12 protein-coding genes are annotated in these 12,931 nt (G+C 65.7%); 2 read left to right on the top strand and 10 right to left on the bottom strand.

The genetic code is table 11. The features are described 5' to 3' along the window. Positions 1 to 3 precede the first annotated feature (3 nt). The gene (locus I6F17_RS05410; RefSeq protein ID WP_036034017.1) at positions 4 to 243 is read right to left on the bottom strand and encodes a hypothetical protein; all 240 of its coding nucleotides are present in this window, start codon (positions 241 to 243) and stop codon (positions 4 to 6) included. Positions 244 to 397: 154 nt separating this feature from the next. Between I6F17_RS05410 and I6F17_RS05405 the strand changes: the two genes are divergently transcribed. After that, the gene (locus I6F17_RS05405; RefSeq protein ID WP_036034015.1) at positions 398 to 1,135 is read left to right on the top strand and encodes a Crp/Fnr family transcriptional regulator; all 738 of its coding nucleotides are present in this window, start codon (positions 398 to 400) and stop codon (positions 1,133 to 1,135) included. Positions 1,136 to 1,145: 10 nt separating this feature from the next. Here I6F17_RS05405 and I6F17_RS05400 read toward each other — a convergent pair whose 3' ends face one another. The 9 genes from I6F17_RS05400 to lptF all read right to left on the bottom strand — a co-directional run bounded on the left by I6F17_RS05400 (position 1,146) and on the right by lptF (position 11,088). Next, the gene (locus tag I6F17_RS05400) at positions 1,146 to 1,865 is read right to left on the bottom strand and encodes a Crp/Fnr family transcriptional regulator (RefSeq protein ID WP_225124172.1); all 720 of its coding nucleotides are present in this window, start codon (positions 1,863 to 1,865) and stop codon (positions 1,146 to 1,148) included. A 159-nt stretch (positions 1,866 to 2,024) separates the two neighbouring features. Then, positions 2,025 to 2,261, bottom strand: coding sequence for a hypothetical protein (locus I6F17_RS05395; protein WP_225124171.1), 237 nt, complete (start codon positions 2,259 to 2,261; stop codon positions 2,025 to 2,027). Between the two features lie 74 nt (positions 2,262 to 2,335). After that, positions 2,336 to 3,394 carry an alcohol dehydrogenase gene (locus I6F17_RS05390; RefSeq protein WP_225124170.1) on the bottom strand — a complete coding sequence of 353 codons (1,059 nt, stop codon included), beginning with the start codon at positions 3,392 to 3,394 and terminating at the stop codon, positions 2,336 to 2,338. 23 nt (positions 3,395 to 3,417) lie between these two features. Further along, positions 3,418 to 4,275, bottom strand: coding sequence for a 16S rRNA (adenine(1518)-N(6)/adenine(1519)-N(6))-dimethyltransferase RsmA (gene rsmA / locus I6F17_RS05385; protein ID WP_225124169.1), 858 nt, complete (start codon positions 4,273 to 4,275; stop codon positions 3,418 to 3,420). Next, positions 4,275 to 5,342 (bottom strand): 4-hydroxythreonine-4-phosphate dehydrogenase PdxA, encoded by a 1,068-nt coding sequence (gene pdxA / locus I6F17_RS05380; protein WP_225124168.1) that lies wholly within the window; start codon positions 5,340 to 5,342, stop codon positions 4,275 to 4,277. Before pdxA ends, rsmA begins: the two co-directional genes overlap by 1 nt. Beyond that, entirely contained in the window at positions 5,342 to 6,277 is a 936-nt protein-coding gene (locus I6F17_RS05375; RefSeq protein WP_128261985.1) for a SurA N-terminal domain-containing protein, read from the bottom strand. Before I6F17_RS05375 ends, pdxA begins: the two co-directional genes overlap by 1 nt. A 61-nt stretch (positions 6,278 to 6,338) precedes the next feature. After that, the gene (locus I6F17_RS05370) at positions 6,339 to 8,828 is read right to left on the bottom strand and encodes an LPS-assembly protein LptD (protein ID WP_225124167.1); all 2,490 of its coding nucleotides are present in this window, start codon (positions 8,826 to 8,828) and stop codon (positions 6,339 to 6,341) included. Beyond that, positions 8,828 to 9,925, bottom strand: coding sequence for an LPS export ABC transporter permease LptG (lptG, locus tag I6F17_RS05365; RefSeq protein WP_036033998.1), 1,098 nt, complete (start codon positions 9,923 to 9,925; stop codon positions 8,828 to 8,830). Before lptG ends, I6F17_RS05370 begins: the two co-directional genes overlap by 1 nt. After that, a complete protein-coding gene (gene lptF, locus I6F17_RS05360) occupies positions 9,922 to 11,088 on the bottom strand; it encodes an LPS export ABC transporter permease LptF (protein WP_225124166.1) in 1,167 nt (388 codons plus the stop codon). The genes lptG and lptF overlap by 4 nt, the downstream gene beginning before the upstream one ends. Positions 11,089 to 11,426: 338 nt before the next feature. On the opposite strand from lptF, the gene I6F17_RS05355 reads away from it, so the two are divergent. Continuing rightward, positions 11,427 to 12,926, top strand: a complete 1,500-nt coding sequence (locus I6F17_RS05355; protein WP_225124165.1) for a leucyl aminopeptidase — start codon at positions 11,427 to 11,429, stop codon at positions 12,924 to 12,926. The last annotated feature ends 5 nt before the right edge of the window (positions 12,927 to 12,931 follow it).

The following is a 12,931-nucleotide window of genomic DNA, read 5'->3' as shown; positions in this document are numbered from 1 at the left end:
GCTTCAGCCGTCCCGCGGCACCGGCGCTTCGGCCAAGCGACGCGACAGCTTTGCAAGCGTCCAGTCGGACACTGGTGCGGATCGGAACTCGCGGATGGCGCGGGCGAGCTCCTGATCCGACATCGGCCGGACCGGCTCCCTCAGCGTTCCCTTCAGCAAGGCGTCGCTGATGCTGTCCAGATGCTCGCCGGCATCGGATGCGAACAGGCGCCGGATGCGCTCCAGGAGAGTGGTGCTTTTCATGCTAAGGCCGGCTGGTCCGAATGGGGGGATGGGGTGGCTGCGATCGATGCGTCGCAAGCCGGTTAGCAACCTGTGCTTCCGATCTGCGTTCTAGTCCGCTGAACGCAAGCCGGACGTATCATTTGATAGAACCGGCGTGATTTTTGGCGGCTCCATGGAAAAAGCTCACGACGTGCTGATACGGAACCTCGGCGAGCACACCGGGCTCGCAGAGGAGGATATGGGCGAGATTCGCGCGTTGACCTTCATGCTGCGCGATTTCGCACCCAATGAGGATTTCATCCGTCAAGGCGACGAGCCCGAGCATTCCGCTTTGGTCGTCTCCGGCATGGTTGCCCGCTATCACCTGCTCGGCAGCGGGCGGCGGCAATATCTGGCGTTCCATCTCACCGGCGATCTTCCGGACGCGCAGGGGCTGTTCATCGACCAGATGGATCACGGGCTCAGTGCGCTCGGGCCGGCGTCGGTTGCGTTCATCCCGCACCGCGAATTGTTCATCGCGTTCCGGCGGCGGCCGACCTTCGGGCTCGCCGTCTGGCGCGAGACGCTGCGCGATGCCGCGATCTTTCGCGAGGCCATCACCAACAACAGTGCCCGGCCGATGCAGACCCGCATGGCGCACCTGTTTTGCGAGCTGTTCTACCGCGCCCGCGCGGCGCAGCTGGTGCGCGGCAATCGTTGCCGCATGCCGATCAGTCTCACGCAACTCGGCGAGACGCTCGGCATGGCGATTGCGACGGTGAATAGGACGCTCGCCGATCTCAGGCGCAGCGGCGCGATGGATCTTCGTGATGGCGAGCTGGTCGTGCTGAAATGGCGCGAGCTGCAGCGGCTCGGCGATTTCAGTCCGACCTATCTGCATCTGAAGCGGCAGTCGCCGCCGCATGCGTGAGGCGGAGGCATCAACCCTCCGCGGTTGCCGCTCCACCGCGCACCTCGTGGAAATGCTTCTTCACCCAATCGTTGCAGCAGCAGGCTCTCGCTTCGAGCGCTGCTGCGTCGAGGATCAGGATGGCGCCGCGGCGGGTCGCGAGGATGCGCCGCGCCTTGAACATCTGGATGACGCGGCTGGCATAGCTGCGGGAGACGCCCAGCATGCCGGCGAGCTGCTCGTGGGTGAGAGGAATCTCGGCTCCGCCGATATGTTCCTGCGCGGACATGATCCACTTGGCGGCCCGCTGCTCGATCGAATGCGCAGCGTTGCAAGCCGCAGTCTGCAAGAGCTGCGCGAACTGGCAGTCGGCATAGCGCGCGAAGGCCTCCTGGAGCGTCGCCGATCTCTGCTGCGCCTGCTCGAGCGCGCGCAACGGCAGCCGCACCAGGGTGCCGCCAAACTTCACGACCATGCGCGAATAGGCGAGCGAACGGCTGGGGCCGGCGGCGATGCCGACCGCGCCCTCGCGCCCCACCAGCAGGCTTTCGACCTCGCGATCGTCCTCGACCGGCACGGCGAACGACACCAGCGCGGGACCGCATGGAAAATGGACCGCGGCGACGTCGTCGCCGGCATGATGCAGGACGTGGCTCGCCTCGACTTCGATCGGCTGGAGGTGAGGCGCGAGCAGTTCGAAATCCTGATGATTGAGCTGCCGGAGCAGATCGTTCTGGGGCTGACCGGTCACATTGTGTTCTCTTGGGCGGGCCGGGAATCGGCGCCAGCGGCAAACCTACGTTTCCGCGGCGGAACCGACGGTTCCAAAGTGCACACAACGGGCGTTTGAACGTTTGAAAACTAGAGCACGGCGTCGCGGCTTCAGCGGGCTGGACAGCAGCGAGGATCGTCAGCCGCAGCGGGCTTCGCGATCCCCCGTCAGTCGGCCCTGTGACGCAGCGGCACGGTAAGCATCGATCGCCCGGTTGGCGAGCATCAATTGCCGACGCTCACCGGTTCGAAGCTGGGCCTCGATGGCGTCGAGCAGGAAGTTCGCGCTCGCGTCCGGCGGCCCGAGCTCGCCGCTCTTTTCCAGGCAGCTCCAGGCGATGAAGAATGCGCTTTCGACGGTGCAACGGATCGACATGCGCAGCCAACGCGGCGCGGCCGCAGGCGTTCCGTGCGGCGGGCGAGACTTGCATCGGACCCGCCGCGCCGCGGTCAGTTCTTCAGGACGATGCGGCCGACGACCTTGCCGGCACGCAATTCGTCGATCCACTTCTGCACGTCGCCCATCGGCTCCTCGCGCATCGGCGTCGGCTTGATCTTGCCGGCGCGGGCGAGCGCCATCAGCTCGTGAGCCTCCGCGAGCGTGCCGACCATGAAACCTTCGATGGTCATGCGCTTGTAGACCCATTGCACCATCGGCAGCGTGAACTGGCCGCCCATCAGGCCGGAGACCACGATCTTCCCGCCGCGCGCGGCAACGGCGACGGCAAAGGCCATCGACTTCTCGTTGCCGGCGAAATCGACGATCTCGTCGAAGCCGCCCTCGGTCTCTTTCAGGATGCGCTTGATCACGTCGGGCTCGGCCGGATCGTAGGCGACGGCGGCGCCGTTCTTGAGTGCGGTCTCGCGCGCGGCCGGCGAGAGGTCGGCGACCGTGATTGGCTGCTTGAACATCGCCTGCGCGAACGACAGGCCCATCATGCCGACGCCGCCGAGGCCGATCAGCAGCAGATTGCGCTGGCGCGGACGGTCGGCCAGGCGCTTGAGCGCGCCATAGGCGGTGACGCCGGAGCACATCAAGGTCGCGGCCTGGTTGACGGGGAGGGGATCGTAGTCGAGCAGATATTTGGCGTCGGGGACCAGAACGTGGGTGGCGAAGCCGCCGTCGATGGAGACGCCGAGGAAGCGCTGCTTGACGCAGAGATTCTCGTCGCCATTGGCGCAGTCGCGGCACTGGCCGCAGCCGATCCATGGAAACACCGCCTTCTTGGCGCCGACGAGGCTGGCCGGAACATCGGGGCCGACCTCGTCGACGACGCCCGCGATCTCGTGGCCGAGCGTGAAGGGCAGCGTCATGCCGCGCGTGGTGTCGAGCTTCTTGCCGCCGCCGAGATCGGCATAGCCGTCCTGGATGTGGAGATCGGAGTGGCAGAGACCGCAGCGCTCGATGCGGACCAGGACCTCACGGCCTTGCGGCTTGGGCGTCTCGACGATGGTCTCGCACAGCGGCGCATCGAACTTGACCAGGGACTGCCGACGCATCAACCCCATTTTCTTTCCTCCGGAATTCTTGGTTACTCGGTTTCGCTGCGTATATCCGCCAATTCACGCGCCATGGCAACAAAGCCGGAGATGGGAATGGTCTCGGCGCGCCGCGTCGCGTCGACGCCGGCGGCTCGTGCAAGCCGTGCCGGATCGACACCGAGCGATTTGAGGCTTTGCCGCAGCATTTTCCGGCGCTGGCCGAACGCGGCGGCGGCGACCTGCTCGAGCAGCCTGCGATCGCAGGCAAGCGGCTCTGCGCGCGGCTTGAGCCGCACGACGGAGGAGGTCACCTTCGGCGGCGGCACGAAGGCGGACGGCGCAATGTCAAACAGGATCTTGGTCTCGCAGCGCCAATTGGCGAGCACGCCGAGCCGGCCATAGGCCTCCTCGTCCTCGCGCGCGACGATGCGCTCGCCGACTTCGCGCTGGAACATCAGCACCATCATCTCGTACCAGGGCGGCCAGGGCTCGGTAACGAGCCAGTTGATGAGAAGCTGGGTCGCGATGTTGTAGGGCAGGTTGGCGACGATCTTGGCGCGTTCGCCCGAGAGCAGCGGGCGTGGATCGAAGGTCATGGCATCGCCATGCACGATCTCGAGTCTGCCCGGGTAGCGCGCGGAAATATCCTGCAAGGCGGGGATCGCGCGCTCGTCGTGCTCGATGGCGATGACGCGGCGGGCGCCGAGCGCGAGCAGCGCCCGCGTCAACCCGCCCGGGCCGGGGCCGATCTCGACGATGGTGGAATCCTCGAGCGGCGCCGCCGCACGCGCGATGCGCGCGGTGAGATTGAGGTCCAGCAGGAAGTTCTGGCCGAGCGATTTGCGCGCCGACAGCGCGTGCTGGCGAATGACCTCACGCAGCGGCGGGAGGTCGTCGATCGCGCTCATCAGCTTTGCGAGGCGGCCATGCGGCTCGCAAGCTTGAGCGCGGCGATCAGGCTCGCCGGATTGGCCTTGCCCGTGCCGGCGATGTCGAAGGCGGTGCCGTGATCGGGCGAGGTGCGGATGAAGGGTAGTCCGAGCGTGACGTTGACGGCATCGTCGAAGGCGACGGTCTTGATCGGGATCAGCGCCTGGTCGTGATACATGCAGACCGCGCAATCATAGGTCCGTCGGGCCGCCTCGTGGAACATGGTGTCGGCGGGCAACGGCCCCCTGACTTCGATGCCGTCGTTGCGCAGCGCTTTGAGCGCCGGGACGATGACGGTCTGCTCCTCGTGGCCGAGCGAGCCGTCCTCGCCGGCATGGGGATTGAGACCGGAGACCGCGATGCGCGGCCTTGCGATGCCGAAGCGGGACTTCAGCTCGGTGGCGACGATGCGGACGGTCGAGACGATCAGCTCGCTGGTGAGCTCGCCCAGCGCATCGCGCAGCGAGACGTGGATGGTCACGGGCACGACGGCGAGCTGGGGCGACCACAGCATCATCACCGGCTGCGGCACGCGGCCGTTCTCCGCGGCGAGCTCGGCGAGGAATTCGGTATGGCCGGGATGACGGAAGCCGGCGCGGTAGAGCACGCTCTTGGCGATCGGGTTGGTGACGACGGCGCCGGCACGGCCCGCGCGCACGTCGAGGACCGCCTGCCGGATCGAGGCGAGCGCGGCCGGCGCGCTGGATGAATCGGGCTTGCCGGGCTCGGCGGTGGCGCGCTCGCCGGTCGCGACCACGGGCAGGGCATCCGTGAACGCGGAACCCGCTTCACTGGGGCTCACCGCGGCGATCCTGATATCGGCGCCGAGCGCCTTGGCGCGGCGCGCGATCAGGGCCTCGTCGCCGAGCAGATAGAAGGCGGGCAGGTTCAGCTCGCCCCGCCTGAGCCAGGCCGCGATCGTGATGTCGGGGCCGATGCCGGCGGGCTCTCCCAGGGTAAGGGCAAGGGGCTTGGCTGCAAGCGGCTTAGTTGCAAGAGGCTTGGCTGCGGACTCGGTGGAGGGCTCTGAGAAGGGCTTGGCCATCAGCGGTTGCGATATTCGATCATCGCCGCCTTGCGGAGCTCGTCGAGATAGGCCTTCTGCGTCTTCTCGTACTTCTCCTGATACATCTTCTCGCGGACCTCGCGCTTCTTCGGCGTGTCGATCATGGTCGGCTTGCGCGAGCACAGCACCACCATCTCGATGCCGTTCTTGGTCATCTCGGGCGCGGTCAGGCGGCCGATCGGGGTGTCGTCGAGCACCTTGCGCAGCGGCTCCGGCAGCTCCGCGGTGGTCTTGGTGACGGTGTCGCGGATGGTCGCGTTCGGGGTCGAGCGGAACAGCGAATTGGCCTCCTCGCAGCTCCCGACGCGGGCGCGATAGGACTCCGCTTCTTTCTTCCGGGTTTCCAGGAACGCCGCCGACGAGCCGCGCGGCACGATCAGCACGATCGGCTGCATCTTGTACTCGGTGCCCTCGACCTGGAGCTTTTCGCCGGTCTGCGCCTGCACGGCCTGCGCGACGTCGCGCTCGCCGACCAGCAGCTTCTCCTTGAAGCGGCCGCGCACGAGGCTGCCCCAGACCATCTCGGCCCTCATGCGGCTCTTCAGCGTCTCCGGGCGGACTCCCTTGGATTCGAGCGACTTGGTGAGCTGATCCGGCGTGATGCGCATGCGCTGCGCCATGCCGTCATAGGACTGGTTGATGTCGGAGACGCTGGGATCGACGCCGTATTTCTTGCCTTCCTTAATCTTGACCTTGTCGTCGATCAGCACGTTGATGACCTCCTGCCGGCTGGGGGTCTTCTGTGTCGACAGCTGGTCGAGCTTGATGCGCTGCTCGATGTCGAAATCGGTGATGGGATCGCCGTTGACCATCACGGCGATGTTCTGCGCGCGCGACGGCGAGGGCAGGGCGGCCAAGATCAGCCCGGCACCGATGGCGAGAAGGAGGCGGAAGACAGGCAATGGCGTCGTCATGATGTCGCTCGCATGTCGGCCGCGTTGAGATAGGGCAAACGCGGCCGGCACTTCAAACTATTTACTGGAGGCCGGTGGAACCGCTGGTCGTCGATGAGTTCGCCAGCGTGCGCAGGCCGATTTGGAACATGAACGCGTGGCTCAGCGTGGGCGGTGCGGTGCCCGCCGAATAGCTATACGAAGTTACGTAATTCGCCGCCAGCACGAAGCAATCGTCGACATAGCCGGCACCGAGCACATATTGGTTGATCTTGTTGGTCTCGAGGTCCCAGCGCGCCGAGCCCGACACCACCCAGTTGGTCGCGACCTTCAGCGAGCCCGTCGTCAGGATGCCTTCGCGGCGGGTCAGATAGCCCAGCTCCGGCTGCTCTGCGTAATTGCCGTACAACACGCTGACCGACCAGCGATTGAAGTTGGCGCGGCCTTCCGCCTCGAAGCGCTGCACGTTCCAGGTCTGCTCGTCCATGCGGGAGCGGACGCTGAACGTGTAGGTGCTGTTCGGCGAGTAGTTGGCGCTCGCAACGTAATCCGACCGCGGCTTGTCGAGGCCGGAGTTGAGGCCGGTATTGATGGCATCCTGCACCGTGAAGGAGTTCAGGCCGAACAGGTGGTAGGACTGGCCGAACAGCACCTTGACGGCGCCGCCCCTGTCGAACTGCGTGGTGGACTGCACGCCGACATTGGCGCGGCCGCCGCCCTCGACGCGGTCGTAGCCGGAGAACTTGTCGACGCTGAACAGGTTCGAGGCGTCGAACACCAGGCTCTGGGCGTCCTCGTTCGGCAGCCTGCCGGCATAGGTCTCGTTCGGCCGGATGATGATCTGCGCGATCGGCTCGAGGGTGGTCGAGCCCCAGGGCTGAACGTTGATGAACGGATAGCGGTACTCCAGGCCCACGGTCGGCATCAGGCGGAACGCCTCGGTGTCGCCGACGGGCAGGTAGTTCGACACGCCGGGCTGGTTGGAGACCGAGGACCTGATCGCGTCGGCACGCAGGCTCGCGAACGGCGTCCAGATCTGGCCGAACGGGTCGGTGAAGGACTTGCGCCACTGCGCTTCCGCGGTGAGGCGGGTGTAGGTGCCGGGGAAGCCGCGCAGCAGGCACTGCGAGGGCATCCGCGCCAGCGGATCGGCCGATGCCGTGGTGCACAGGCTGTTGGTGTTGGCGAGCGTCGTGATCGGGTCGAACACCGCCTCGTCGCGCGACAGGTTCACGAAATTGGTCTTGTAGCTGAACTCGCCGCCGAAGACGGGATAGTTGAGCACGTTGGAATAGTCGATCACCGGGTAGACGATCGGCACCTGGCTCTGATTGCCCGAATAGCTCAGCCAGTACATCGTGCGCGCATCGAAGAAGCTGCGGTTGCCGACGCCGGTCAGATAGAGCTGCGACAGCGCTTCCGTCGGCAGCAACAGGAACGAGCCGAGCGGATCGCGGTACTGGTAGAGCCGGTAGTCCGAAAAGAAATAGTAGTCGGACATCAGCACGCCGTCCCAGCCCCAGACCCATTTGTCGTTGAGGGCGAACTGACCCTTGGTGTCGATGGCGCCGCGGAACTCGCGGTCGCCGGGCAGTCCGGCGAATGCTCCGGGGTCGAGCTGGTAGATGCCGTAGGCGCGGATCTGGTAGGCGCCGTCGATCAGGCGCTGGCGGAATTCGCCCTGCAGCAGCGCGCCTTGCCGCGACAAGAAGCGCGGGGTGATGGTTGCGTCCATGTCGGGCGCGATCGCCCAGTAATAGGGAACCTCGACGCCATAGCCCGTTCTGTCCGTGCCCGAAATATAGCCCGGCATCAGGAAGCCGGATTTACGCTTCACGGTCGGGTCGGGCGTCGAGAAATAGGGCATGTAGGCGAGCGGCACGCCGAAGAACTCGATCTGTGCCGTCTCGAAGTACAGCATCTTCTCCTGCTGGTCGTGGATGATGCGGGCACCCTTGACCTGCCACAGCGGCGGCTTCTTCGGATCGTCCTTACACGGCGCGCAGGCCGTGTAGACGCCGTTCTCGAACACCGTGTAATTGCCGCTGGAGCGGTCGGCGCGGCTCGCGGCCATGCGCGTCTGGTCCGCCGTGTCCACGCGCAGCGAATCGACGAAACCGTCGCGGTAATCGTCGGAGAGATCCAGGATCTCGGCATAGGTGATCTTGCCGTCGGCATCCGTCATGCGGATGTTGCCCTCGGCACGCAGCCGCTTGGTCTTCTGGTCGTAGATGACCCGGTCGGCCTCGACGCTGGTGCCGTTGTAGAACAGCTGCACGTTACCGACCGCGGAGACGCGCGAGTTGTTGTAGTCGTAGTCCACCTCGGTGGCCTGAACCAGCATCTGGTTGTCGTTGGGGGCCTTTGGCGGCTTCGCACGCGGCGGCAGCGGATTGTAGGTGAAGCTCTGGGCCTTCGCCGGCGCCACGGCGGCAGCGTCGATCAAGCCGCCGAGCGAGGCAGCCGCGACGACGGAAATCAGGAGCCTGCGGACGGACAAGCCGTTCCCGTTCGCGTGCACCCATGTGCGCCGCGTCAAACGAGACACGAGCCCTCGGCGGACGGCAGTCACTATCCGTCCTCCTGATAGAGCAAGGCCAAAAAGCCGGTGAGGCCGCCCACCACAACGGGCAACCACGCCGCAGCGATCGGATGCATCAACTCAGCCTTGCTCAAGTCCTCAGTTACTTTCGACAGAACGTAGAGCAGAAAGCCTGCGCCCACGCCACTCAAAACCATCTTCTGCACGCCGCCCATCCGGAAGAAGCGCAACGACACGGAGGCCGCGAGCATCACCATGGCTGCGAGCAAAAACGGCTGTGCCAGAAGCTTCTGATACTGGAGTCGGTATCCCGCTGTCGCGAAGCCCGAGCTTTCGGAGGAGCGGATGTAGCTCGGTAGTTGCCAAAAGGACACAGTCTCGGGGGTGGAAAAGCTGTTGCGGACCTGCGCCTCGGTCAGCGTGGTCGGAATCTCCAGGGTGGCCTGGTCGATCGGCGGCCCGTCCAGCGAGAAGCGGCGGACGCCCTTGAACAGCCAGCGGCCGGCATCCAGCGTCGCCTCGCGTGCCTCGACCCGCTCCTTGAAGTGCAGGTCCTGGTCGAACCGGAACAGCGTCAGCCCGGTGAGTCGGATGCCCTGCTGCTCGCTGCGCGCCGCATTGATGATGGTTTGCCCGTCGCTGGTCATCTGGTTGAGCCAGAAGCCCGAGGCGTCCTGGATGCCGCCGCCGGGTGCCGAGCCGAACAGCTCGGCTTCCATGCGCTTGGACAGCTCGCGCAAATTGGCCGACATCGGATTGTAGGCGACGGTGGCGATCACCCCGATCAGAAGCGCGCTGCCGAGCGCGGGCGAGATGAACTGCCAGGCGGAGATGCCCGCGGCGCGCGCCACCACGAGCTCGAGCCGGCGGGAGAGGGCGAGATAGCAGGTCATCGCGCCGATCAGCATGCAGAACGGCGTCAGCTTCTCCAGGAGCTGCGGCACCCGGAACAGCGAGGTCTCGGCGACCATGATCGCGGAGGCCGATGCAAGCCCGGAGGTCTTGCGCACCATCTCGATGTAGTCGACCAGCACCAGCAGCAGGAAAATGCCGCCGAAGACGCCGAGCGCCGCGACCACGAAGCGGCCGGCGAAATAGCGCCCGAGTGTGTTGGTGAGCATGCTCATGCAGTGGCCGGACGTCCGAACAGCCGCGCGATCCGTGCGTTCGACCGGTTGATGGCCTCCATCAGGCCGGGTGGCGGCTCGACCACGACACCGCGGATGATCATCCACAGCCCGGCGCCGATGGCGCCGAAAACCATCGCATATTGCGCCAGCACCGGGCCCGGCGACTTCACCGCCATCACCGAGCAGGCGAAACCGGCCATGCGCAGGCCGAACACCGCCACGATCGAGGAGGCGATGGAGAAGTTGCGGCTCTGGCGGGTGGTGCGCGGCGCTCCGAGGAAGGCAAAGGTCAGCACCGCAAAGGCAAACGGATAGATCGGCGCAAGCAGGCTGTCATGCAAGGCCGCGCGGAACTGCCCTGGAATCTGCTTGTAGACGGGATCGTTGTCGGATGGCGAGAACAGCTCCCAGAGATAGCGCTCGCGGATACCGAGGGTGACGTCGCGGCCCTTGGCGAATTTCGACATGTCGAAGCCGTAGCGGCCGAAGGCCACGAGGGCCGGATCGCGCTTGCCCGCCTCGAAGCGCTGGAGATTGCCGGTTTCCAGCACCAGGAACGAGCCGGTCTCGTTCTTCACGACCTCGCCGTGCTCGGCGACGATCGAGACGCGCTCGTTCGGATCGCGGCGGTCGTCGATGAAGATGCCGGCGAGGATGCCGCCCGGTTGGCGTTCGCGAATCCGGATCGTGAGGTTCTCGTCGAGCCGGGCGAAGCGGCCGGGCTGCAGGATGTTGGTGAGCACGTCCGCGGTGATCTCGGCATCCCACTGCTTGATGCGCCGCATCCCGTCTGGGGCGAGATAGGCCGCGACGAAGGCGACCAGCAGCGCCACCACGCAGGTGGCATAGAAGAACGGAACGAACAGCCGGATCGGCGAGAAGCCGGCGGCATTCATCACGATGATCTCGGAATCGGTCGCGAGCTTGTTCAGTGTGTGCGAGATCGCGATCATCAGCGCGATCGGCGAGATGATCAGGACCAGGGCCGGGATCACGAGGCTGGTGATGCCGAGGAAGGTGAGGATGGTCTGACCCTGGCTCGTCATCAGGTCGATGCCGCGCAACGCCTGCGTAATCCAGATCACGCCGGTGAGGCTGACCAGGACCAGCGCAAACGACGCCAGCGTCGTGCGGAAGATATACCTATCGATCGACCCCATGCGCTACCGCACGAATTCCCACCAAGCCCCAATTCCGATCGGAATTCCGGCTGCCCAACCAATCCCCGATCAGGGGATCCCCAAGGTCGGCCAACAGCTCTTCCGCCAGTTCATTCTCTCACTACCATCCCTTTGATCCGTCAACAAAATGGCTGCCCCGTGGCACCCTCATCATATGGTTAATATTTCGCTGTTGTGGCGTCGGGGCCACGGCGGAGCTTGGCATCTGCCGGGCGGGTGGCCCATAGTGCCGAAAGTCCAGTGAATCGCCGTTCAGCTCCGGCCCGTGGCCGAGACCTGCCTGATCGCGATAAGCCCCTGTTTTGGAGGAGTTATCCATGTCCGATGCCATCAAGGTCGGCTTCGTCCCGTTGTCATCAGCCGCCCGTGGCATCCTAGTCGTGTTCTGCGACGATGGCCTGAAGCTCGGTCCGGCGACGGCCAAGGCCCTCGGCGGCGCTGCCGAGATCGTGAAGCGCGCGGCGGCTGCGGCCGCCTTCAAGGGCAAGAGTGGTGCTGCGCTGGACATTCTGGCGCCGGAGGGGGTGAAGGCGACCCGGCTGATCGTGATCGGCGCCGGCAAGGCGACCGGCCTCAAGGCCAACGATTTCCTCAAGTTCGGCGGGGTGGCGGCCAGCAAGCTGCCCGCCGGCACCAGCGCCATGACCATCCTGGCGGAGCTGCCGGGTGGCGCGATGACGAGCGAGCAGGCGGTTGCGATCGCTTCGGGCCTGCGCTTACGCGCTTACAAGTTCGATCGCTACAAGACCAAGAAGAAGGACGGCGAGGAGGGCGGCGCGCGCGCCGACGTCTCGCTTGCGGTCGGCGATGCCGGTGCGGCGAAGAAAGCGTTCGCCTCGGCCGGCCATGTCGTCGACGGCGTGATCATCGCACGCGACCTCGTCAACGAGCCGCCGAACGTGCTTTTCCCGGAGGAGTTCGCCCGCAGAGCGGGTCAGCTCCGCAAGCTTGGCGTCAAGGTCGAGGTGCTCGACGTCAAGGCGATGCAGAAGCTCGGCATGGGCGCGCTGCTCGGCGTCGGCCAGGGCTCGGCGCGGCCGAGCCGCACCGTGATCATGCGCTGGGACGGGGCCAAGAAGGGCGAGGCCCCGGTCGCCTTCGTCGGCAAGGGCGTCTGCTTCGACACCGGCGGCATCTCGATCAAGCCGGCCGGCAGCATGGAGGACATGAAGGGCGACATGGGGGGAGCTGCCTGCGTCGTCGGCCTGATGCATGCGCTCGCCGCGCGCAAGGCGAAGGTCAACGCGGTCGGCGCCATCGGCCTCGTCGAGAACATGCCCGACGGCAACGCGCAGCGGCCGGGCGACATCGTCACCTCGATGTCCGGCCAGACCATCGAGATCATCAACACCGACGCCGAGGGCCGCCTCGTGCTCGCCGACGTGCTTTGGTACGTCGCCAAGAAGGTGAAGCCGAAATTCATGGTGGACCTTGCGACGCTGACCGGCGCCATCATGGTGGCGCTCGGCACCGAGCATGCCGGCATGTTCTCCAACAACGACGAACTGGCCGACCGGCTGCTCACGGCCGGCATCGAGAGCGGGGAGAAGGTCTGGCGCATGCCGCTCGGCCCGGAATACGACAAGCTGATCGATTCCCAGTTCGCCGACATGAAGAACACCGGCGGCCGCCATGGCGGCTCGATCACCGCCGCGCAGTTCTTGCAGCGCTTCGTCGACGGCGTGCCCTGGGCCCATCTCGACATCGCCGGCACCGCCATGGGCGCGCCGAAGACCGACATCAACCAGAGCTGGGGCAGCGGCTACGGCGTCCGCCTGCTGGACCGTCTGGTCGCCGACCATTACGAGCGCAAATGACCCGA

This window comes from Bradyrhizobium sp. NBAIM18 (assembly GCF_020193825.1).
Taxonomy (GTDB): Bacteria; Pseudomonadota; Alphaproteobacteria; order Rhizobiales; family Xanthobacteraceae; genus Bradyrhizobium; species Bradyrhizobium yuanmingense.
This window is presented reverse-complemented; position numbering and strand designations above follow the sequence as displayed.

Excerpts from the sequence above, each read along its gene's own strand:
- I6F17_RS05410 (WP_036034017.1), bottom strand. The coding sequence starts at position 243 with ATGAAAAGCACCACTCTCCTGGAGCGCATCCGGCGCCTGTTCGCATCC.
- I6F17_RS05405 (WP_036034015.1), top strand. The coding sequence starts at position 398 with ATGGAAAAAGCTCACGACGTGCTGATACGGAACCTCGGCGAGCACACC.
- I6F17_RS05395 (WP_225124171.1), bottom strand. The coding sequence starts at position 2,261 with ATGTCGATCCGTTGCACCGTCGAAAGCGCATTCTTCATCGCCTGGAGC.
- I6F17_RS05390 (WP_225124170.1), bottom strand. The coding sequence starts at position 3,394 with ATGGGGTTGATGCGTCGGCAGTCCCTGGTCAAGTTCGATGCGCCGCTG.
- rsmA (WP_225124169.1), bottom strand. The coding sequence starts at position 4,275 with ATGAGCGCGATCGACGACCTCCCGCCGCTGCGTGAGGTCATTCGCCAG.
- pdxA (WP_225124168.1), bottom strand. The coding sequence starts at position 5,342 with ATGGCCAAGCCCTTCTCAGAGCCCTCCACCGAGTCCGCAGCCAAGCCT.
- I6F17_RS05375 (WP_128261985.1), bottom strand. The coding sequence starts at position 6,277 with ATGACGACGCCATTGCCTGTCTTCCGCCTCCTTCTCGCCATCGGTGCC.
- lptG (WP_036033998.1), bottom strand. The coding sequence starts at position 9,925 with ATGAGCATGCTCACCAACACACTCGGGCGCTATTTCGCCGGCCGCTTC.
- lptF (WP_225124166.1), bottom strand. The coding sequence starts at position 11,088 with ATGGGGTCGATCGATAGGTATATCTTCCGCACGACGCTGGCGTCGTTT.
- I6F17_RS05355 (WP_225124165.1), top strand. The coding sequence starts at position 11,427 with ATGTCCGATGCCATCAAGGTCGGCTTCGTCCCGTTGTCATCAGCCGCC.